Here is a 23,030-nt window from a genome sequence, read left to right on the forward strand (position 1 = left end):
CAGCGCAGTTGCTCCCGTATTCGCATTTAACAGCCCGTCTCTGCGCTCGAACTATGTCCGACCGTAGTTTCGGGCTTGTTTGGTCTGGTAAGTACCCTGCCAGCTCAGCCCGATGATCGGCATATTACGGAATTGATCAACCATGTCTGAACAAAACAAACCTAAAGAAATAGACCAGCTGTTTCAAATCGCTGAACAACTTGCGGCAGATTCCTCTCTCTTCCCTGAATATGAGGACAACGCCGTTGACCATAGCGTCAAAGGGCTGGTCGATCCAAAGCATTGCAAAACCGAGCTGGCTCGCCTGAGTACACTGAACATCGATGAATATATCGAGCAGGTTGTTACTCCCAGCGAAAGCAACCAGCGCCCCGGTGCCAAATCAGTGGTTGGTCATCTGATTCTGCGTGTTATTACTGAAGTAGACGACGGTCCATTGTACGCCACAGAAGCCGATATGGACTTTAACGGCAAAATTCGCCGCGTCGGTTTTATCTGTCAAAACCGTGAACACAGCAATGGTTCCTGGGGACCGTCCCATCACAACCGGGCCGCCCAGCTGGCACGCTCCTATGCCCAGCGCGCCATGCCGATTGTCACTTTTATTGACACCCCGGGAGCCGATGCCGGAGAACAAGCCAACGCTGGCAACCAGGCTCACAGCATCTCTCACCTGATCACCGAAATGGCCAACAAGGATGTGCCCACATTAGGCATTATCTGGGGGGCCGGTTATTCTGGTGGTGCCATTCCATTGGCAACCACCAACATTTTGCTGACCATCCGTGATGGTATTTTTAACACCATTCAGCCTCAGGGTCTGGCCAGCATTGCTCGCAAGTACAACCTGTCCTGGCAAGAGTGCGCCAAATACGTCGGTGTCTCCGGCTATGAGTTGCGCAAAGCCGGCATTATTGATGGCATTATTGACTACGCCCCGTCCGATGCAGACGAAAAACGTTTTAACCTGCACCAGGCCATTGTGACCGGCGTTCAATCGATCGAAAGCAATGCGGCTGAATTTGCCAAAAATCACCCGTATATGATGGATCATTACAAGCAGTCGGTAGACCGCTTCCTGACGCCATCCGACAACCTGCAAAAACTGCAAAAAGACGCCAACTTCTTTCTTGCCGAAACACCAACCGAACACATCAACGTGTTTGGTCTGACGTATCGCTACACCCGTTACCTGACCTTGCGCCGCCGCATTCACTCCAGCACCGTTGAAAACTACGGCCGTCTGGCAGAAAAAGAGATTCCCGAAGGCCAACTGCAACAGCGTCAAGCTGCAGAAGCCAAACGCAAATTCCAGAACTGGCTACAGGCACCGGAAAAAATCGTCTATGACGATGCCCTGCATAAAAGCTGGAAATCCTTCTGGAGCAAATACGAAGATCGTGACGAGAGCCGCTCGACGATTGTCCGTCTGTTCCTCGGTGAGCCGAAAAACAATTACCTGAAATCCAAGCAGGAACTGTGCTTCAAGCTTGGCCTGTACCTGTTCAATCGCTGGAAATCCGATGCCCCGGTCAACTTCCAGGGGCTGCTGGATTACCTCGAGGATTACAAACAAAGCCGCTTCCTGATCCGTGCTGATGACGTTCTCGACACTCAGGCCGTTGCACATTTTATCGAGAACAATCCCCACCCGCTGGCAAGCTATATTCGCGAACAGTTACCGCACGATGTGCATCAGGAACTGACCGAAGGCCTGAAAAAGGAAAAATCCAAAGGTGCCCTGAAGCAATCCATTGCCTCTGCCCTGAATATTATCCTGCAGGGTGTCTTGATCCCGGAAAGCGTGCGCACCGAGTTAAAGCTTTCCAGCCGGACCGATGCCCTTGCCAATGACATAAGCAGCGCTCGGGTAGAAGCCAACCGCCGCATTCTGGAAGAATCTCTGGCGCCTTACATCCAGTTTCGCCAGGAAAACATCCAGAACCCACAACATCCTGATATCACCATTCTGGATGCCATCTTGCATGACGAACTGCGTTACGAGTTCACACAAGTCTGCAAGAACATGCTGGTGTTTGGTCAACTGTATGACAACTTCATCAACAACCTGGTGAACGTTGCCAAGGAAGCCAACGAAGCCCGTGCCCTGTCACTGGAATCGCTCAAGGCCCTGCTGGAAAAATCCCTGGCCGAAGCCACGGTCGGAGACACCTATACCGAACAGGAACGGGAATCCTTTACCCACTGGCTGAGCTACTTTATCAAGAGCAGCCAACGCGGTCCCTTCCTCAAGTCCGTCGAAGAGTGGAAAAAACTGGCCTTCCCGCGCCTGTCTGACACCTTGTTTGTAGTCATTACCTTTATCTTCGAGAAACTGTTGCCCGAGTACCACGCAACAGACCAGGAAGGCAAAGCCTACAGTGGCCGTATCAACCCGGTTTCCATTGGTCGTCGTAAAGACTTCTGGAACCGCTTGACCATGGCCTACCATGACTTGCTGATCCAGCAGGTTCTGGACGATACCAAACGTCAGAAAAAAACCTCGCCCAACGCATTGATCGAGCGCTTTTTCAGCGACTTCCAGGAGCTCAACAGCAGCCTGATGTCCGCCGACCCGACATCATTCCCGGGTTTCCGCAGCTCAATCGAAACAGCGCTGAAAAAAGATATCCAACCTTGCGGTGTGATTACCGGTATTGGCACCATTCATATTGGCGAGCGCGAACAGCAAGTGGGCGCTCTGGTATCCAACCTGGACTTCCAGGCCGGTGCCTTTGATATGGCGGCGGCCGAGAAATTCTGCAAACTGATGGTCGAATGCGCCAAGCTGCATTTGCCCATCGTCTGCTTTGTCTCCTCCGGTGGCATGCAAACCAAGGAAGGCGCTGCAGCACTGTTCTCCATGGCAGTGACCAACGATCGAATTACCCGCTTTGTTCGTGACAACGAATTACCACTGGTGGTGTTCGGCTTTGGCGACTGTACCGGTGGAGCACAAGCCAGCTTTGTCACCCATCCATTGGCGCAAACGTATTACTTCTCCGGCACCAATATGCCATTTGCTGGCCAGATTGTTGTGCCCTCTTACTTGCCAAGCACCTGCACCCTGTCCAACTACCTGTCCGTGTCACCCCAATCCATGGACGGTCTGGTACGTCACCCGTTCTTTGACACCCTGGATGACCAGCTCCGGGCCATTGATCCGGATATGCCAGTGGCTCGTCACTCTGTTAATGATGTACTGGAGCGTGTATTACAGGGTTATGTCAGTGCCGAACGCCTGACACCTGACACCGGCAAAGGCTCTACCGCCACCAAGAAATTTGGCAAAATCGATAAAGTCCTGATTCATGCCCGTGGCTGTACCGCAGTCAAACTGATCCGCAAGGCACAGGAAAATGATATCAAGGTCGTTCTGGTACAGTCTGACCCGGATATGGAATCAGTACCGGTCGATATGCTGGGGCCTGAAGATCGCGTTGTGTGTATCGGTGGTAACACCCCGGACGAATCCTATCTGAACGCCAAATCCGTACTGCGGGTAGCGCACCACGAAAATGTGACGGCGTTGCACCCAGGGATCGGCTTCCTTTCAGAGAGCAGCCAGTTTGCTGCCCTGTGTGGTAACCACGACATCAACTTTGTTGGCCCGGCCGTTTCCTCAATGGAAACCATGGGTAACAAATCCAACGCCATCAATACCGCCATGCGGGTACAGGTACCTGTAGTACCTGGATCTCATGGCATTCTGACCAGCTCAGCCAATGCGGCAGCGGTAGCAGATGAAATTGGTTATCCGGTGCTGTTAAAAGCCGTACACGGCGGTGGTGGTAAAGGTATTCAGGTTGTTCATTCAGCCGACAAGATGCATACCCTGTTCCACCAGATTTCTACTGAAGCCAAAGCCGCTTTTGGTAACGGCGACGTGTATCTGGAAAAATTTGTCACCTCCCTGCGCCATATCGAAATCCAGGTGCTGCGCGACATGCATGGCAATACCAAGATTCTCGGTCTGCGTGACTGCTCGGTACAACGGAACAACCAGAAGATTTTTGAAGAATCTGGCTCCACCATGTTACCGCGCGAACTGGAACAAGCTGCTTACGACTTTGCTGCCAAGCTGGCCGATGCTGTCGATTATGTCGGTGCCGGTACGGTTGAATTTATTTTCGACCTCGACGCCGACACCATTTACTTCATGGAAATGAACACCCGCTTGCAGGTTGAGCATCCCGTGACCGAATGGGTATCTGGCATCGACATTGTTTCCACTCAGTTCAAGATCGCTGAAGGTGAATCCATTGCTGACCTGAAACCGGTCTCCAAAGGTTATGCCATTGAAGTACGTATCAATGCTGAGAAACCGGTATTCAAGGGTGAAGAGCTGCAGTTCGTTCCAACCCCGGGCACCATTCAGCAATGCGTCTTGCCTAAGGAAGATTATATCGACCTGATTTCCATGGCAGCTGCTGGCAAACAGGTATCCCCCTTCTACGACAGCATGATCGTGCAGATTATCTGTTATGGCGAAGACCGGGACGACACCATTGCCAAGCTGCGTGAATACCTGGATCGCGTCAAGATCACTGGCGTATGCACCAACATCCCGACGGCCAAACGCGTTCTGGATGATGAGGTATTCCGCAATGGGATTTACGATACCGGTTATCTGCCGAAATTCCTCGATCGCATCGATCTGGATGAACTGATCGCCGACGTGGACAAAGAAGCGGACCTCTCAGCCAATGCCGTCGACGCCTCTGCCCTGAAGATCGAAGGCTCGGATGAACTGAAAGTACTGTCGCCCACCACCAGCATCTTCTATGGCTCGTCTTCGCCCAGCGAACCGGCCTTCGTCAAGGAAGGCGATATCATCGACGTTGAGCACACGCTCTGCCTGATGGAAGCCATGAAAATGTTTACCCCTCTGAGCCTGAAACAGTTCAACCGCGCTGGCGCTGACCTGTACCCGGCCAATCAGAAGTTCAAGGTTACCCGTATCATGAACTCCGATGGCCAACAGGTGAATCAGGGTGACTTGCTGTACGTCGTCAAGCCGATCCAGGAATAACAGTCGACAAATGATCATGACTCCGGTTATCAGCTCACTTGAGCGGATAACCGGAAGTTTTGCTTCTGTTACTGCTGTTGATGACCCTGTGATCGACACACATAAAAAAACCGGTTCTGTCACCAGAACCGGTTTTTTTATGTGTCATTCTCTGTTTTTCTGGCTTGGCCGTCAGACAGAAATCAGGCTGGATGGCCACCAAAGCGGCCCAGCAGCATTTTTACGATCCTGACATAAGGATGTGGCTTGAGCTCAATTTCAGACACTACAGCGCGATTCAGTACTTCAGCGTAACCGCTATACAGTGCCGCGCTATAAAACTGATACAGCTCTTCCTTGGATACCGACAATAGCTTGGCAGCCACATCCAGAGTGGTAGGACGTGCACTGAGCAAGGATGAAATCCGGTAGATATTCGGACTGGTATACAAACGGGTGAAGTTCGGCCACTGACGCAGTTGAATCACATCGTCCTCACGGCAACCATCCAGCAATCGACCACCCGACGCCTGAAACGCCGCCTGCCAATAGAATTCACGGATATCACGACCGTTCTCTTCCACCTGAGTGGTGAGTGCCACGGATTTCAAACCACGCGCACGGTAATCATCCTGTGAAGCCGTTAGCACTTCATCAAACTCGATGTTATGAATCAGGAATTTACCTGACTCACCCAAAATAACCAGATAGCGATCAGTAGAGCACAGGTAGTCATCAGTATGGAAAAGGATCTGAACGTTCTTTCCAAACTGCACTGCTTTCTTTACCAGCCGGTAAACACTTTCTTCCAGGTCGGCTGGTTGCGCCCGTTGTTCTATCACTGCACTCATAAATGATCTCCATACTGCCTAGGATGCATATTGAACCGAAGTGGGACTATCCAGGCAGCTACGCAAGCGCACAGAAATCTGCCGCGTATCCAGCATCACACGACCCAGGTTAGAACCTGCGCCGGTCGCTACTGCCAGTACTACGCCATCACCCAGTTCGGTCAGATGCATAATGCCTGCACTTCCCAGAACCACCATTTGGCGGAAGTCTCCAATACTCATTTCGTCCGTTGCCTTCTGAGCCAGCATCAACAGCGATGCATTCATTGCGGCAAAAATATCCTCATTGGTATCCTTATCGAGGGCGGCACCCATCATCATGCCTTCTCGGGTCATAACGGCAGCTGCCTTGGCTGACCCACGAGATGATGACTGGTTAATAAACTGCTTCAGCGTGTCGCTAATCTGAGCAGCCTTTGGGGAACGGGAATCAGTTTCAGAGTACATTAGCAACCTCTTCTGGATCCAACTTGGTGCAATATTATTGCGCCTTCCTGTGGTGCTTCATAGAAGCGTTTATAATATCACTGACCGACAATCAGAACTTGATATTAATCTCACTATTAACAAGAACGAATAAAGTAATCCGCTTGCTTCAGGGTGTCGAGAGCAAAATATGCGTTTTGCTTCTTCTGCACGATTTAAACTGTCAAGTTTTGTCTGGCTGCGATCAGAATCCCAACGCAACCTCGGGCAAATCCCCTCGCGCAGGAGAACAAACAGACACTCGTTCTCCCAACAACTGTTTTTTATCGTCCTGGCGCTGGGACAAATACGCCTTGACCGCATTTCCTCTGGCATCCGCCAGTACTGGCCAGTCTTCTCCCAGAGTCTTGGCTTCTGCCTCACTGACCACCGGACAAACCTGCAATTCCAGTTCTGTCTTGCTCGTCATGGTTGTCGCTACCTTATCGAGATAGGCCTGATGTTCCGAACTGAGAACACTGTTTTGCTCAGTAAAGGTCAATGGTTCAAGCCGGATAGCAAACAGCTGATCACCAGCCAGAGAAGCAATGCTGATCAGTGCACCATACGGCTGAAATGCCTGCTTCAAATAAAATAAAGTAGCCGTGCGTACTGCTTTTTTAGTGACTTGTTGAATAATATCCTGAATACCAATATCGGGGTCATTGACAGCTCCCGACAGCGGTACATCTATTCTCAGGTTATTATTATCGTCCTTTAATACTGACAGCGCCGTTTCTACCGGCATGGCTATCTGTTTGCTGACCCGATCAATCGTATCCTGGTCTTCTGGTTCAAAACGGCTGTTTTGCAATACCAGCAGCGCCTTGCCCTGCATTTGGCCATTAACGATATTGATATTGCTGTCCAGTTTCATCATGCCTTTCTGAACGTTATATCCCATCGCCTGTACCACGTACGGACTGAAAGGAGGCAAGTTCAACTGCCGCACCTTGAGTGTAAAGGAACCTTCCGGCAAACTTTGTCGCAATCCGGCCTTTGCTGTAAATTCAATCGTATTGTAGTCATCCAGACTGGCGGCTATCGAGACCGGTACTGGCTTACCCGTTTCATTCAGCAAGGCGGCAGAATCCAGCTCGCCAACACTGACAGCCGTCAGCGTCAGTATACTTTTGTGAGCTGGTGCCACCGCCAGGTCGTACCATTGGATCTGGCTGGCGGCGGTCGCTCCCGTGCTTGAATCTGCCATGGTGATACCGTCAATATGAACAATCAGTCCGGCCTCCTCGGCCGCTGCTGCCGAGCCACTGTCAGACAGCTCGGCGTCCATTGCGCCACCGGCTTTGGATGCCACCGATTCTGTTGATGGCACCCCGGCGATCAACCCGTTTTCCAGTCGGGTCAGGTTGGCCCGCAGATCGGCAAAGCGATGTACGCCGGTACTCAACGTCTGCCCGTCAAATAGAATCGACGGTATCTCATACCGCCCCAGGCTGAATAAAACGCCCTGTTTTTTGGCAATGGCATTGGCACTGTCAGGCAGCTGTACCACCAATCCATTCATCACCAGCTGTTGCAACGATTGCGTAGCACGATCCGCACGGATGCCTTTCAGGTACAGTTGCTCCAACGCCACGGGAGGCTGATGCCCGGCAATCACATCAAGGTGTTTCAACGTCAGGTCACCGGTCAATTCCGGATCACGCCGCCAGTCGTTGATTGACCCCTGCCAGCTGACAACCAATGGTTGGTTCAGTGTCACGGCCTGCGGCTGAGTCAGACGTAACGCCGCTATCTGTAATGCCCCGGCCAACTCGACAGGCAGGTTTTCAGCACTGTTGATCAGACCTACCGTCATATTATCGGCCGTTATCCGGGTCTGGATACCAGGTTGCTGCCAACGCAAATCCACATTACTGACCGTAATACCAGCCAACAGCACTTCAAACTGACGGCTGCTCTGGCTCGGACTGGCACTGTGTGGCTGGACACTTGTAGCGGGAGCTTCTGCTGCCGACACAGCGTCCGGTGCTGCCTCGTCGACAGGATCATCATTGCTCGCCGCAGTATCAGCATCAGACAGCTGCAGTGGCAAACCCGCGAGACGGCCATCGTTATAACGGCCATCCAGCCATATTCCGTCGATCAGCTGTTGCCCTGCCGACAGGGTAATCCCATCAAAAGCCAATTGAGTCGCCTGATAACGATCAAGGGAAAACAAGGTCACCGCCGCAGCTGCCTTTTCATCCGGCTCGCTACTGTCCATCTCGCTACTGTCCATCTCGCTACTGTCCATCTCGCTACTGCCCGGCTCAGTACTGTCTGCCACTCGCTCCTGCACCTGCACACCATCCAGCTGGAATAACCCCAACTGTTGGTGTTCGGCATTCGCAACGATTTCCTGCAGTGTCAGGCGCTCAAAACCAACCCGGGTCGCATCCAGTAGCGTCAGCGATAAGGGTTCAATCACCAGGTCACCCCGCACCCCTGGCTGGGTATGCCAGTGGGTCAGGCGGCCTTGCCATGAGAGTACAACAGGCTGATCCAGCGTCAGGGTTTGTGGTGTATCCGCCGCCAGGCCCGGAATCATCGTGGGCAGATCCAGTTCTGGCGACAGGCTGTGCAAGAATTGTTGGTTGGCCGATAAAGTATTGAGCGACAAGGCCAAGGTTAACTCGATATCGTCATCGTGACGGCTGTCGAACCCACGAACATCAACAGAACGGATGCCCAGTTGGGTCTGCAAGCCATCCTGCTGCCAGCCCAGCTGCCAGTCATTCAGGCTGATATGCTCCAGCCGAACTGCCCAGGGGGTGGCTTCACTGTCAGTTGGCTGTACTTCGGCAGGTGCCGCCCCGGAGGTTGTCAGAGGCAAGGATAATCCAGCAACCAGCAGCTGATCTCCCTGACGGGTTGCCGCCAATCGCAAGCCATCGAGCTGCAAACGGGTAATCTCGATCAGTTTGTTTTGCACCTGACCGGTATCAATATCCAGCGCGACTTGATCTATACGGGTTTCCCCATCACCGGCTCCCGGATGCTGCAACGTCACTCCGGTCAGCGTCAGCTCGCCACGAATCAGGGCCAGCTGCCAATCATTCAACGTCAGCTGATAACCTTCACCCTGCTCGGCATACCATTGTTGTAACCAGGAAATTGCCAGTCCAGGCCCGGCAAAACGAATGACGGGTACCAGCAAGATCAACAACACCAGTAACAGCAAGAGCGAACGCCCGACCCAGAACAGCCAGCCTCGCGATGGCGCGGCAGGTGATGAAGGTTGGTCTTTGGGTGACTTGCGCGCAGCCATGCTGCCTCCTGCTATTGCTAAAAAATTGCCATCGTTGATACACACCGGCTGACGATTCAGCCACTGAAAAAAACTGGCCATTCCATTAGCCCTAGCCCTAGCCCTATTGCAGCCCGATTACGCCTCCTGAATTAATTGAACAACCCAAGATCGCGCTGACCGTCAACTCCACAGGGCATCACGCAAGCCGCTGGCTCGCTCCACCCGGCTGGCCAATCCCTGCCGCCAGCAGCCATGACTCGTCAATAAAACAAAACGCTCACGTGCCCGGGTAATCGCGGTATACACCAGCTCTCGCGTAATGACAGGTTGCCAGAGGGGCGGCAACAGTAATTGCACCGCGACAAACTCCGAACCCTGGCTTTTATGGACTGTCATGGCAAAAGAAGTTTCATGACTGGGCAAACGACTGGGTAATAAATATCGTACCCCACCATCGGCGGTTTGGAAGGCGACCCGGAGTGCACCGGCGGCATCCGTCACAGTAACGCCAATATCGCCATTAAACAGACCGAGATCATAATCGTTACGGGTAACCATAACCGGCCTGCCAGAATACCACAGGCTATCGGCACTACGCCGAAGAAGTCCGGCACGGGTCAACAATTCTTCAATACGAAGGTTCATGCTTTCCACTCCGAACGGCCCCTGTCGAGTGGCGACCAGTACCTGGAAATCATTCAGCGCTGCCAACATGTGCACGCTGTCTGCCGATGCCACCGCGTCACAATAGCTGCGATAACCATCCACCAGCACCTGCTGCCATGATGCTTGTCCGGGCGCGGTCTCTATTCCCTGATATGCAGGCGCCGCCGCAGGCAAATCCTCGGAGTCATGCAACAACAGATCAATATCCGCGTAGCGGGGAAACACTGCCAACGCGGCTGCCACATCCCCCCGGTTGGTCGCAGCAGCCAGCTGGCCAATACCACTGTTGGCATCAAAGCGATGGGACACTTTTAACGACACCACGGCATTCACCATGCCATTCGTCGCCTCTCCGCTGGCAGAGGCCGTCACACCCGGGCCGCCCGCCGCCGGGTTATAGCCGCACAAGGCGGCGACTTGCTGGCCGAAAGACACCTCCGGCCAATGCTCCACTCCGGCATCACACAGGTCAGCCAGTACACTCCCGGCTTCAACCGATGCCAACTGATCCTTATCACCCAACAAGATCAATCGGGCCATTGGTGCCAAAGCACTGATCAACTGATACATCATCGCCAGATCAATCATGGACGACTCATCCACCACCACACAGTCGTAAGGTAAATGCCGCTCAGGCCCATAACGAAAGCCCCCCGGATGCCAGCCAAGCAGACGATGCAGGGTAAAGCTGATATCCGGAATCCATTCCGCCATCGCGATACCACCTTGCGACTTGGCCCCCCGAATAGACTCGGTCATGCGGGCGGCGGCCTTGCCGGTCGGCGCTGCCAAAGCAATACGCAAATGAGGCTGTGTGGTCAGCAAGGCACTGAGCAAGCGAGTGACGGTGGTGGTTTTACCGGTACCCGGCCCACCAGTAATAACACTGAAATGCTGCAAACAGGCAGTGGTTGCCGCGATCGCCTGCCAATCGTTCTGCCCATCATGGCGGGGCGAAAACAGCGTCGCCAGTGCTGGCCGTAATACATCCGGTTGTAATGTTGTCGTCTCCGACAACGCCAGTCGCTCCCTGATTTGCTGCTCCAGTCCGCGCTGATAAAAAAAGTAGCGCGCCAGATACAAACGTAACACCGGTTGTCCGTCTACCCAGCGCTGCTCCAGCACCAGGGGTTGCCCTTGATAGTCACCGTCGGCATCGCTGTCATCGCCATAACAGGACCACCAGCACCCCGAACAACCGCGCAGCCAGTCATGCCACTGGGCAGCAGCAGGCCAATTGGCAGCCAACTCGGGCAGCGGCGCGTAATGTAACGGCAAACACACCTGCCCCCGACCCAATACAATCGAAACCAACGCCGAGGCCAGATACAAGGCCTGGGCCTGTACAGGTACACACTCACCTTCGTAGGCCAACAGCTGTCGACTGAGCTGGTGATCAATTTCCCGCAACCGCTCGGTACGGACAAGCCGATCCAGCAAGGGGGACAACGGCGTGGCCACGGTCAACACTGGCAGCGGTGCCAGCCAAGGTTGATGCCCAGCTGGCGCTTCATACATCACCGTACTCATAAATCCAGTTCTCCCTGTCTCGCAGTACCTGTGTTTGGCTGCCTGGCCGACGCGGATTCCGGCTGATGCCGGGGCAGAGTGTTATCTGTTGCTCCAGCATCGGGCTCAACATCAACACCAGCATCAACACCAGCATCAGCACCAATCCCGAACCCAGAACCTGCTGGCCGCAGCAAGCGTTGTTGCCAGTGCTGCAACTGTGCCAAATCGATGGTCTGGAGATACACGCCCGGCCATGGCCCGGAGGCCGCCACAGCCGCGGAGTCAGCGTCCCCCATGCCACGCAGAAACAGGTAATACACTCCCCCCAGATGCTGCTGCGGACTGTAGTCTGGTAACCGCTGACGTAAAAACTGGTCCAGTGCCAGGATATAAATCCAGGCCTGCAAATCATAATGATGCTCGACCATACTTTGCTGCAGTGCCACACCAGTGTAATCCTGCCGCTGATCTCCCAGATAATTCGACTTGTAATCCGCCAAGTAATAACGCCCCTGATAACAGAACACCAAATCGATAAACCCTTTCAGATACCCTGTCACCGCACTGAACTCCAGTTGTGGTCGCCGGATACCTTCAGCGTCCTGGCCGGATTCAATCAACAAACGGTTCAACGACCCCGAGCGCAACTCACCGATCGGCAAACAGAATTCCATTTCATCCAGGCGTTGATCCGTCTCCAGCGCTGCCAGTGACAAACCGCTCTCGCTGTCCAAGGGTGTCTGCACCACGCCCATCAGCCAGTCAGCCAGGGCCGGTAAATCAACGTCTTGCTGTAACAAGCCAAAATGCCCCAGCTCCGTAGGCAGAATGGTCTCGATCAAGGATTCACGAGAATGAAAATCCCACCGTTCCAGCACACGGTGCAAACAGGTACCCGCCTGGGGTCCTCGTGGAAAAGAGATGGCTGCCGAGGTAATAAACGGGTTATCCCGACACTCAGCGGTCAGCTGCCCTGTTGAGCCGTTCGTGTCCTCAGCCGTCAGCCCCAAGTGACTGCCAGATTCTCCGTGACTGCTGCCATGATCGGTTTCATCAAGGCGCAAATTTCCAACATCGGCCAGCAAACCCACACCGTCATGCCTGCCTCCGTCTGCGTGATAACTCAACGCGGTAAAGCTGCTGACACGCCAACGCTGATACAGAGGCCGGGAAAAATCCATCGCCACGGGCAATTGCTCCGTAACCGGGATCAAGGGGCGATCACCGTCAGGCCAATGAGGCCAGGGGCTGATCCGGACTGCCTCCCCGGATGAATGGCAAAGCGCGTCAAGCGAGACTCCTGTCGTTTGCAGCAACTCCCCCAGGGCGGAGGTGTCCAGTACTCTGGTTTTCCGGCTCATCGCCGCCGATAACCAAATAAAGCAGCCTTGCACCGGCCGCGTCAGCGCCACGTACAACAACCGCATCATTTCCGCTTTACTGTCACGGGTAGCCATTGCTCTGGCCTCTTTATCCGGTGCCAGATTCACCACAACCCCTTGTGCCTCATCAAAATACTGTACCGAGCGGGCTTGTGGTCGCAGGGTATAGCTGTCACTCCAGAGAAAAGGCAGAAAAACCAGCGGATACTCCAGCCCTTTGGATTTGTGAATGGTGACAATCGATACCAGGTTGTCGTCGGTTTCCAACCGTAACTGGGCTTCGTCACCACTGCCTGATGCGTCCAGCACCTGCTCGGTAAACCAGCGTAATAAAGCCTGGTGGCCCCGCAAGCGACGACTGGCCTGCTGCAGCAATTCACCCAGATGCAGCAGATTGGTCAAAATACGTTCGCCATCCGCTAACTGCCGCAACCGCACGGCCCGGTCGTTATCATTCAGCCAGCGCATCAGACTGGCCATAATCCCGCGTCGTAACCAACAGTCGTGGTAGCCCTGAATCTGCGCCAGCTGCTGCTCCCAGGCAGCTTCTTCGATCAATAGCTGATGCAGCTGCTCACTGCTGAAGCCCTGTAACGAAGTCGCCAAGGCATTACGCACTGCCCGCTCGTTAGCCGGTTCGGCAATGGCTGCCAGCCAGGTCAGCAACTCGCTGGCTTCCAGGCTGCGAAAGACGGAATCCCGAGACAGGAACACGGCACCAACGCCCACCCGCGACAAGGCTTTTTTCATGATCTGGGCCTGCTTGTGGCTGCGTACCAGCACCGCCATATCCCGAGCCAGCACCGGCTGATCACCAATCTGGCCCGTCCCGGTTAATAACGCCCGGATACTGCTGGCGCATTGCTGCGCACAACGCCAAACCCCCTGATCACGGTTTTCTTCCACCTCATCCAGCCAGATCTGTAAGGGAGCCTGCGATTGAGCCGCGCCAGACAACATCAATCGCAACGGTCGATCATCCGCCTTACCAGCGGCCTTGACGGGATGAAACGGAATATCCTCATCAAATACAAACGGGGCCGGATGCTGTGCAAACAGATCATTCACATCGGCCACCAGATCGCTGTGGCTGCGCCAGTTGGTATCCAGGGTAAAAATACGCTCTGGCTTCATCGCCCGCCGGGCTCCGATATAGGTAAAAATATCCGCTCCCCGAAAGGCATAAATCGCCTGCTTGGGGTCTCCGATCGCTGTCAGACCCCAGCGCGTCGATCCGCTGCTCGCGGCCCTGTCATTACCGCTGACAGGGGCTTTATACTCCTGGGATTCCTCTGCGCTGTCCGACTCTGCCGGATAAATCGTGGCAAAGATCCGATACTGCAATGGATCGGTATCCTGAAACTCATCAATCAGGGCGACAGGATAAAGGCTGCGTATCTGTTCCGCTAACGCCTGTCCCATTGGCCCCTGCAGCGCCACATCCAGTAACCGCAACAGATCATCCGGCGACATCGCACCGGCCTGCTCCAGCAGCGTGATATAACGGGCCTTGACCTCCTCGAACCAGACCACCGGCAAGACTGATCGCAACTGATCAAGCTGCGTCAGGTACGGCTGCAATGTATCCAGCAGCTGCTGGATCTGATCAAACAACGGGTGTTCTGGTGTGGTGCCTTTCTTTTTGGTTTTGGCACGCAACATCTCAGTACCAAAGTGACCCAGCTTGTCCGGCACGTTAAACGAGAAGTGACCGCTGAAATATTGGCTGATACTCCGTATCCAGCCCGGCACCGAACCTTTGCGGTATGAGTTGCCATTCAAGTCACCCGATTGCAACAGCTCCAGAATGTGCTGATCACCCAGCTGCTGCCAAAGCGCGCCGACCTGCTCAAAGCAGCGACTGGCATCCTGCCAGTCTTCTGGCAACAACACTTGCCCCGGTGTTGGTGATGGAATAAAACGGGCGTCCGGCCGGGCAAACCAGTGCCGTACCGTACTCATCAAATCCGCCGGGGTTGGGAACACCGCCGACAGCCATTCGACCGCCAGAATCTGCTGGTGGTACAGGCCACGACGCCAGACATCCTCGCAGGCCTGGCGTAAATACTGGTCGGCATCCAGCACCAGCTCGGCACTGAACATCACGCCGGTATCAAAGGCGAATTGTTTCAGCATGCGCTGGCAAAAACCGTGAATGGTAAAAATACTGGCATCATCCATACGCGCCAGATTCGCCTGCAGCCAGGTTGCCAGCCTTTGTAACCCTTCATCGTCCAACGCCAGTTGTGCCAACCATTGCCCAAACAACGCATCATCGACTGGCTGTCCACCCCGCAAGCGCACCACATCCTCAAAGTTGTTACGGATACGCTCCCGGATACGGCCTCGTAGCTCTTCAGTGGCAGCGTTGGTAAAGGTCACCACCAGCACCTGATCGCAACTCAGTTGCCCCAGACCGGTGTGATGGCCAATCAGCAAACGACTGTAAAGACTGGCAATGGTGTAGGTTTTCCCCGTCCCTGCGCTGGCTTCGATCAGTGATTGCCCCAACAGCGGAAAGGTCGATATATCCAGAGGGTTGACCCCGGCCTGCCCATGCTCACCAGCGGCGGCTACGGCAGACGTCGCCGCTGCACCGGGGGCATCCGTGGTTATCGAACGATGGTTAGTCATGACCCTTCCTCCGCCATGCTGTGATGAGCACACAACGGCTTCATCAACCAGTCAAATTGCTTTAGCCAGGCGGTTCGTTGTTCCGGCTGTTCCAACTGTTCCGCCAGCTGGGGAAAACACCGCACAATCGACACCGCTGCCAGTTCACCAAACTCTTGCGCCGTTGCCTTGGCCACAACGTCATCCCGGGCCTCTTCTTCCACCTGCAGCAACTGCCAAAGCAAATCCGGCAGTAATGGTTGAGGCTGACACCAGCCCTGTAAATAAAACGCCACGCAAGCCGTCAGAATATCGTTGGCCTGTTGCAGCGCAGGGGCATCTAACCGGTGTTGCACAACCTGTTGCTTGCTATCCAGACCCAACACCAAGGCATGTGTAATGGCATCCCCATGAACCTGCCGCGCCAGGACCAGCTCCAGCCAGGCTGCCAGCAGATGCTTGCCACGAATCGCCCCGGGCCGATAACGAATCAACACCGAGCCGGCACACTGACCCAGCTCGCCTTCAAGCTGCCAGGCCAAGGCAGTACCAGCGGTTACCCGGTCATCAGCCAATGTTTCCTTCAGCACCCGGGCCAGACTGTCTCCACTTAATTCAACCGCCGCGACCAATGCCTGGCGGCTGATTCCCTCTGCGTCACAGCTATCGGCACTTGTCGCGATGGCAGTATCCCGAATCAAACACACCGCCTCGGTGAGCGGTCGAACCGAGGCCTGTAATTTCTGCGCCGTCAGTTGTCCAAGCGCGTTCACCGGTAATTGTCCCAGCGCCTGCATGCGTTCGAGGCGGCGCTGGCGAGCAGCATTTCCCTGCTCATCGACCAAGGGATTGGCCGCTGGATTGTCGCCCAGCAAGCTGTCCAGCTCGTCACTGCGATAGAGATAACGTTCCAGACTATCCAGATCAAACGGCTCTTCTGCCGGATGATCTTGCCAGTAAGGTGTCAGATTGGCGCGCAAGCGCCGTTTAAGAAAAAAGTCGGCGTTGTTATGCAACGCCTTGATCATATCGGCGAGTTCTATGATTACCCGCTCACCCGAGTGTTGGGGTAACAGCTCCTCTGGCAACGGCAGTACACGGCTGACAAAATCACCAACAGCCTCACGCTCCTGCGGTAACAAGGCAGGATGATGACTGCCTGCCACTTTGGCCCATAACGGGTGATAGCTGGTAATCCGGTTGGTTATAACGGCTGGAGCTGAGCGGTCATGACCGAGTGGCATATAAACCCCGGCTCCGAACGGCTGCAAGGGGATGGTTTCAATCAACCATTGATACATGGCCTCGCGGCTTTGGGCATGGGGCTTGTCCTGATCTTGCTGCAGGCAGAAGCTGTCACAGACGTAATCCACCAGCTCGCTCACCAGTACTGACGGTTGCTGCTCGTTGTTTTCCCGTACGCCGTGACCGCGATAGCTGATATACAGGTGCTGCTGTGCTGACGTTACGGCTTCCAGAAACAGATAACGATCATCATCCCGACGGGAGCGATCCCCCAGCCGCCGCTGACCGGAGGCCAACAGGTCAAATCCAACCGGAGGTACCCGGCGCGGATAATCGACATCGTTCATGCCCAGCAAACACACCACTTTGAATGGAATCGACCGCATCGGCATCAAGGTACAGAAATTCACCGGCCCGGCCAAAAAGCGCTGCCAGCCACCTTGTTGCCCTAATTGCTCATTAAACCAGGCCCGTACCACCCGTCCTGACAACATCAGGGGGCTGGTCGTAGCGTCATGTGTTCCCGGCACCGTACCGGCGGCTGCCGCAGGACAGACCACAGCACTCAGTTCCAGCTCTTGCTGCCAGCGCACCAGAGCATCACGCACCTGCTGTAACGAGCCTGCTTGCTGTTGTTGTTCCGCCAGACTGACACCATCAGCGCGATTGAAGTCGGTACAAAAAAAGCTCTCCAGCATGACTGGCAAGCTGACCAGCCAGTCGGCCGGATCGCGTAATTCGCCCAATGTCTGCTGCCAGTATTCCAACGCATCCACAAAGCCCAACAGCTTTCCGAGCAATTCAGCGCTGTTACCTTCCACTGCCGTAATCGGCCAGTCTCCCTGCCACCCCGGGGTGTACTGACTATCGGGTAATACCTCAGGAATCATCAATCCCAGCAACAGTTGCCGCAGCCCCTTACGCCAGCTGTTTTGCTCAAATACCGGCAAGCCAAGGCGACCACGTTGCTGACCATCCAGCCCCCAGCGAATATTCGCGCGTACCAGCCAGTCCTTGATGATTTCCAGCTCGCTACGCGCAATACCAAAGCGGGTACGAATAGCCGCCACATCCAGCCAATCCTGTACTTCCGTAATAGTCAGGCGACTGTCTGCCAGCCCCAATAACGACAGGAAGGTTTCAATCAGCGGGTTTTCCATCAGCATCGACTGATCCGCAATGGCCCAGGGGATTCTCAGGCTATGGCCGCTGTCGGTTTGCTCAACACTGGCGAAAACGGCGTCGATATACGCAGCATAGGCATCGATATCCGGTACCATCACCACCACATCACGAGGATTCAGTTCCGGGTCCTGGGCAAACCAGTGTAATAACTGATCGTGCAACCGTTGTACTTCGCGCAACGGGCTGTGAGCAGACACCAGTTTGAGGCTATCGTCATCCGCCTGTACAACCTGTTTAAACCGGCTGTGCTGCAGGGCATCGGCACCAAAAGCCGCCTGTTGCCGATCCTGCAATTCCAGAATGTCGTATTGCAGCGCATGCAGCAGGTCCATCGTGTCTGATGGCTGATCCGGATCAACCCAGGCCTCCACATCCAGAGCCAGCTCGGTCTCGTGTACCAAGGTCAGAAAATCACGCCCCAGCTGGCCCCAGCTGGCCAATAGCGGATTACCCCGATCCAGGTACGCAGCGGATTCCGGCTGGCGCTGCAAAATCCGCAACCGCCGCCGGTCATCAACAATATCGCCCCAAAAGTTCCGGCACGGATTCAACAGAAAAAAATGCACCTCCACTTCACTCGAAATAGCATCCAGCACTTGCCAATAACTGCCGGGTAACGCCGCAATACCAAACACAAACAGCCGCTTGGGCAAGCCTGCCAGCCGTTCAGGGTAGCGCCGTACCAGATCTGCCAGTTGCTCCATCAGTCGTGCCCGGTGCGCCAGGCTCTGACCCTGTTGCTCACAGTCAGCCACCAGCGCCCGCCAGACCAGCGGTTGCCATGGATGACGGCTGACATCCGCCCCTTCTACCTGATCTTCACCCGCTTCCCAGGCCAACAACCAGTCTGGCCGATACACCAGGTATTGATCGAACACATCGGCAATGGTTTGTGCCAGCTGATAACATTTGATACCAGCCTCATCGTCATCAAGATAATGGGCAATCGCTTTGCATGGATGATCGTCTCCGGCACCGGCCACCAGGCCCGGCAGCAACCGCATCAGTTTCCATATCATCAATTGTTTGTCGAAGTGGGAGCGCTCCGGCAAATCCGGCCGCAAGCGATTAAATATCTGCCAAACAAAACTGAACGGCAGCGGAAACTCCAGCTGCGCCGAGACACCAAGACCATCAGCAATGTTCAATTTGAGCCAATGTGCCATACCCTGGCTTTGCACCAGAATCGCTTCACGCTCGAAAGGAGACGGTGGGTTTTGTTGCATCAGTGACAACAAAATCCCTTTCAGAACGTCCAGATCGTTGGAATGGTAGAGTTTGAGCATGCAATCCGTTACCTGATGGCCGACAAAAAATAGCATTCTAACAGGGAGAGGCCGCCGCAACGCGGGACAAATCCGCGGTGATGTGCCGGACGGTGCGGTCAGTTTGCCGGATGGCTCGACAGCAGCCCGATTGACGCTTATCTTCCCTGTCGCCAAACACCAACCTATTTTCAGGATATGCCATGTCGAGCAAAATGGATGCTTATACCGAGAAACAGCGCGGTATTTATTACAACGCTTTCCGCCAACCCATGGCCCAGCCCGAACTGCAACTGACGGGTGCCAATCCTCCTGCCGACAGTGGTTTACTACTGATATTACGTTACCCCGACAGCCTGACGCGCTTGCTCAGCCAGGCCAGCGCCAGTATTGGCCAGATCATTCCCGCCATGAGTTATGGTGCCGACACCTTGCACACCACACTGGCAACAGGCAGCAAGCTGACCCAGCGCACAGAGAACGAAGCCAACGCCCTGGAGATTCAGGCAAACCAGTGGTTTATGAACCAGGGCCAACCACTGGCACAAACCCGACTGGCCAATGTGTGTATTGGTTTCACCGATTGGCTGTACAACAGCAACACCCTGATTGCCGCCAGCAAAGCCAACGCCGGTTTCTGGCAGCTGGCAGAAGCCCTGGTCGAAAGCGCCCAACAGGCGGGCATTGAACTGAGCATGCCCTGGGGCAGCCACATTACCGTTTCCCGCTTTTTGGCCGAGCAACAATCCGCCGATATCATTCGCCATACCGTATCAGAATTACCGCCCTTACCCTGGGAGCCAATCACCCCCTGCGGTATTGAGTTGGTACGTTTTCAGTGTGATGCCGATGGGTTTCACTTCTTTCGGCGCGAAGACTGGTCCTGCTGAAATCGACCTGACTATCAGAGCTATTTAAAAATCTGATAATTCAATACGACATTCGGTGTATATTCCCTACCTGTTGCTACCACCTGTATCGCAAGACTGCTTCAACACCCTCCGGGCAACAGAGGGGTGATCATTCAGAACGAGGAAATATAACACCATGAAAGAGGTTACCCGTGGTCGGTTGACCACTCGCACCATCGCCATGCCGAGCGATACCAACCCCGCTGGCGACATTTTCGGAGGCTGGGTACTCTCCCAAATGGACATCGCCGCCGGTATTTGCGCCGGGCAGCGTGCACAAGGACGTGTTGTCACGGTTGCAGTAGACAGCATGAGTTTTATTCGCCCGGTCAGAGTTGGCGATATTCTGGGGGTTTACACCGAAGTGGCCTACAGCGGCCGGACATCCATGGACATACACGTTGAAGCCTGGGTACGTCGCGGTCGTATTGGTCAACGGGAAAGAGTAACCGAAGCCACCTTCAAGTTTGTCTCCATCGACGAAGACGGTGCTCCCACGCCCATTCCAGATGAAAAAGACCTGCCAACCTATGTACTGGACAACAACAACTGCGAATTCTGACCGGATCAGGTAACGCCACGATCATACGATCAGCGCACGCCATGGATGGCGATCCGGGTGATCGGCGTTTATAAGCGCAGCGACCCCGGCATCAAAAACCGGAGTATTGGAACCCCTGGTGTCGAAAACCCAGGTATTAAACCCAGGTATCAGACCCAGACATCGAACAAAGGCTAGTCATCATCCTGCTGATATTCGCTGATATCTTCCGGTCGCAACTGACGCTGCATCCCCATCAGAAAGTTACGCAATATCTGGTCTTTGCACTCACGATAATTCTTATGATCCGGCTTGCGGAAAAACGCACTCAGTTCATGCTTGCTTAGACGGAAGCCCGCCACCTGCAAGGTCTCCAGAATATCCTCCGCTTGCATATCCAGAGCAATACGCAACTTGCGCAAGATAATATTATTGGTCAGACGCGTTTCCAGTTCAGGCTGGGCACCATCCCGCTTGCCACGATGAGTGTTGATAAAACCATTCAGAAATGCCGCCAGATCGGTATCACTGGCGATAAGCGCGGCTTCATCATCATCCTTTTTCAGCCAGCCACAGACCTGCTCCCGAGTGACGGAACAATCCGCCGCCGCAAAAATAGCCATCATTTTGGAATCATTAAGATCGAAGGTATAGCGGATACGGCGGAATACATCGTTATTGGTCAAGGTAAGTCCTGTTTGAGTAACCAGCAGTCGAATCATTACGACATGCATAAACAATGCATTTTAGCAGAGTCCGGCAGGTTGACCTATCCAGCCCACCCAAACCACCACCCGCAGCAGCTGAAACAAAACTGCTTTTTTTGTATACTCCGCGCCCCGAAAAACCATCACGCACCGGTTTTACGTTCCGGTCAGCGAGGACACCATGACATCATCCGCATCACCAACCCCTGCGCCCACGGCCAGTGAAACGCCCGTTAGTGGCTCTATCGTAGTTTGCGCCATGTACAAGTTCGTCACGCTTGACGATTTTGAGGCATTACGCCAGCCATTACTCGACACCATGCTCGCGCTGGACGTCAAAGGTACCCTGCTATTGGCCCACGAAGGCATCAACGGCACCGTCGCCGGTAGCCGCGCGGGTATTGATGGCTTGTTGGCCTACTTGCGTCAGGATTCACGTCTGGCCAACATTGGCTACAAGGAATCCTACGATGACGAACAGCCGTTCTACCGCACCAAGGTCAAACTCAAAAAAGAAATCGTTACCATGGGTATCGAAGGAATCGACCCGAAACGTGTAGTAGGCACTTACGTACAACCCAAAGACTGGAATGCCCTGATTTCCGACCCGGAGGTCTTGCTGGTCGATACCCGCAACGACTACGAAGTTGGTATAGGTACCTTCAAAGGTGCACAAGACCCGAACACCAAAACCTTCCGTGAATTCCCTCAGTACGTAAAAGAAAACCTCAACCTGGAAAAACACAAAAAAGTCGCCATGTTCTGTACTGGTGGCATCCGCTGCGAAAAATCCACCGCCTACCTGAAGGAGCAAGGTTTTGACGAGGTCTACCACCTCGAAGGTGGCATTCTGAAATACCTGGAAGAAGTCCCCGAAGCAGAAACCCTGTGGCAAGGCGAATGTTTTGTCTTCGACAATCGCGTCACCGTTAACCACAAGCTGGAAAAAGGCGAATACGACCAATGCCATGCCTGCCGTCGCCCGATCACCGAAGCCGACAAACAATCTGAACATTACCTGCAAGGCGTTAGTTGCCATCACTGCATTAATGAATATTCAGACGAACAACGGGAACGTTTCCGCCAGCGCGAACATCAGATGCAACTGGCCAAACAACGTGGTGAAGATCACCTCGGCAACGACCTGCAAGATATTATTGAGCAGCGTCGCCAGGAAAAACTCGCCTTCAAGGCACAGCAGCGGCAACAAGACTAAGACGTCACCTGGAAAAACCAAGAATATATAGGAAGAGATTCAAACAGCGCTTTTTGTATGGTCACCGCTCTTGACCATCAGGCGCTGTCTTTCTTTTGGGACCCCAGTCTTTTCGGGACACCCACTCTAGTACCTTCTCCTGATACCCAACCCGTTGGTTATTGGCTATTGACGCTGTAGTCGTTATGTCTTATCAGCACCTCTGCT

Annotated in this window: 11 protein-coding genes; 4 read left to right on the forward strand and 7 right to left on the reverse strand. The window is 54.2% G+C overall.

All coding sequences use genetic code 11. The features are described 5' to 3' along the window. Positions 1-142 precede the first annotated feature (142 nt). Positions 143-5,032, forward strand: coding sequence for a biotin carboxylase N-terminal domain-containing protein (locus tag Q8W22_RS11410; RefSeq protein WP_303434522.1), 4,890 nt, complete (start codon positions 143-145; stop codon positions 5,030-5,032). Positions 5,033-5,214: 182 nt separating this feature from the next. Here Q8W22_RS11410 and Q8W22_RS11415 read toward each other — a convergent pair whose 3' ends face one another. The 6 genes from Q8W22_RS11415 to recC form a co-directional block, all read right to left on the reverse strand. Next, a complete protein-coding gene (locus Q8W22_RS11415; RefSeq protein ID WP_303434787.1) occupies positions 5,215-5,862 on the reverse strand; it encodes a hypothetical protein in 648 nt (215 codons plus the stop codon). Positions 5,863-5,880: 18 nt separating this feature from the next. Continuing rightward, entirely contained in the window at positions 5,881-6,309 is a 429-nt protein-coding gene (locus tag Q8W22_RS11420) for a roadblock/LC7 domain-containing protein (RefSeq protein ID WP_303434786.1), read from the reverse strand. A gap of 223 nt (positions 6,310-6,532) precedes the next feature. Beyond that, complete coding sequence (locus tag Q8W22_RS11425) at positions 6,533-9,598, reverse strand: DUF748 domain-containing protein (RefSeq protein ID WP_305452418.1); 3,066 nt, start codon at positions 9,596-9,598, stop codon at positions 6,533-6,535. A gap of 162 nt (positions 9,599-9,760) precedes the next feature. After that, on the reverse strand, positions 9,761-11,776 hold the full coding sequence (recD, locus tag Q8W22_RS11430; RefSeq protein WP_305452420.1) for an exodeoxyribonuclease V subunit alpha: 2,016 nt from the start codon (positions 11,774-11,776) through the stop codon (positions 9,761-9,763). After that, on the reverse strand, positions 11,773-15,774 hold the full coding sequence (gene recB / locus Q8W22_RS11435; protein ID WP_305452421.1) for an exodeoxyribonuclease V subunit beta: 4,002 nt from the start codon (positions 15,772-15,774) through the stop codon (positions 11,773-11,775). Before recB ends, recD begins: the two co-directional genes overlap by 4 nt. Continuing rightward, positions 15,771-19,469, reverse strand: a complete 3,699-nt coding sequence (gene recC / locus Q8W22_RS11440; protein ID WP_305452422.1) for an exodeoxyribonuclease V subunit gamma — start codon at positions 19,467-19,469, stop codon at positions 15,771-15,773. Before recC ends, recB begins: the two co-directional genes overlap by 4 nt. A 182-nt stretch (positions 19,470-19,651) precedes the next feature. On the opposite strand from recC, the gene Q8W22_RS11445 reads away from it, so the two are divergent. Then, the gene (locus tag Q8W22_RS11445) at positions 19,652-20,338 is read left to right on the forward strand and encodes a hypothetical protein (protein WP_305415558.1); all 687 of its coding nucleotides are present in this window, start codon (positions 19,652-19,654) and stop codon (positions 20,336-20,338) included. A 157-nt stretch (positions 20,339-20,495) separates the two neighbouring features. Beyond that, on the forward strand, positions 20,496-20,921 hold the full coding sequence (locus Q8W22_RS11450; RefSeq protein WP_303434779.1) for an acyl-CoA thioesterase: 426 nt from the start codon (positions 20,496-20,498) through the stop codon (positions 20,919-20,921). Between the two features lie 173 nt (positions 20,922-21,094). Here the strand turns inward: Q8W22_RS11450 and Q8W22_RS11455 are convergent, their stop codons facing one another. Next, the gene (locus Q8W22_RS11455) at positions 21,095-21,586 is read right to left on the reverse strand and encodes a DUF1456 family protein (RefSeq protein WP_303434778.1); all 492 of its coding nucleotides are present in this window, start codon (positions 21,584-21,586) and stop codon (positions 21,095-21,097) included. A gap of 280 nt (positions 21,587-21,866) precedes the next feature. On the opposite strand from Q8W22_RS11455, the gene Q8W22_RS11460 reads away from it, so the two are divergent. After that, positions 21,867-22,823 carry a rhodanese-related sulfurtransferase gene (locus Q8W22_RS11460; RefSeq protein ID WP_370694176.1) on the forward strand — a complete coding sequence of 319 codons (957 nt, stop codon included), beginning with the start codon at positions 21,867-21,869 and terminating at the stop codon, positions 22,821-22,823. The last annotated feature ends 207 nt before the right edge of the window (positions 22,824-23,030 follow it).

The organism is Oceanobacter sp. 1_MG-2023 (genome assembly GCF_030689025.1).
Taxonomy (GTDB): Bacteria; Pseudomonadota; Gammaproteobacteria; order Pseudomonadales; family Oceanobacteraceae; genus Oceanobacter.

Excerpts from the sequence above, each read along its gene's own strand:
- Q8W22_RS11420 (WP_303434786.1), bottom strand. The coding sequence starts at position 6,309 with ATGTACTCTGAAACTGATTCCCGTTCCCCAAAGGCTGCTCAGATTAGC.
- recC (WP_305452422.1), bottom strand. The coding sequence starts at position 19,469 with ATGCTCAAACTCTACCATTCCAACGATCTGGACGTTCTGAAAGGGATT.
- Q8W22_RS11450 (WP_303434779.1), top strand. The coding sequence starts at position 20,496 with ATGAAAGAGGTTACCCGTGGTCGGTTGACCACTCGCACCATCGCCATG.
- Q8W22_RS11410 (WP_303434522.1), top strand. The coding sequence starts at position 143 with ATGTCTGAACAAAACAAACCTAAAGAAATAGACCAGCTGTTTCAAATC.
- Q8W22_RS11415 (WP_303434787.1), bottom strand. The coding sequence starts at position 5,862 with ATGAGTGCAGTGATAGAACAACGGGCGCAACCAGCCGACCTGGAAGAA.
- recD (WP_305452420.1), bottom strand. The coding sequence starts at position 11,776 with ATGAGTACGGTGATGTATGAAGCGCCAGCTGGGCATCAACCTTGGCTG.
- recB (WP_305452421.1), bottom strand. The coding sequence starts at position 15,774 with ATGACTAACCATCGTTCGATAACCACGGATGCCCCCGGTGCAGCGGCG.
- Q8W22_RS11460 (WP_370694176.1), top strand. The coding sequence starts at position 21,867 with ATGTACAAGTTCGTCACGCTTGACGATTTTGAGGCATTACGCCAGCCA.
- Q8W22_RS11425 (WP_305452418.1), bottom strand. The coding sequence starts at position 9,598 with ATGGCTGCGCGCAAGTCACCCAAAGACCAACCTTCATCACCTGCCGCG.
- Q8W22_RS11445 (WP_305415558.1), top strand. The coding sequence starts at position 19,652 with ATGTCGAGCAAAATGGATGCTTATACCGAGAAACAGCGCGGTATTTAT.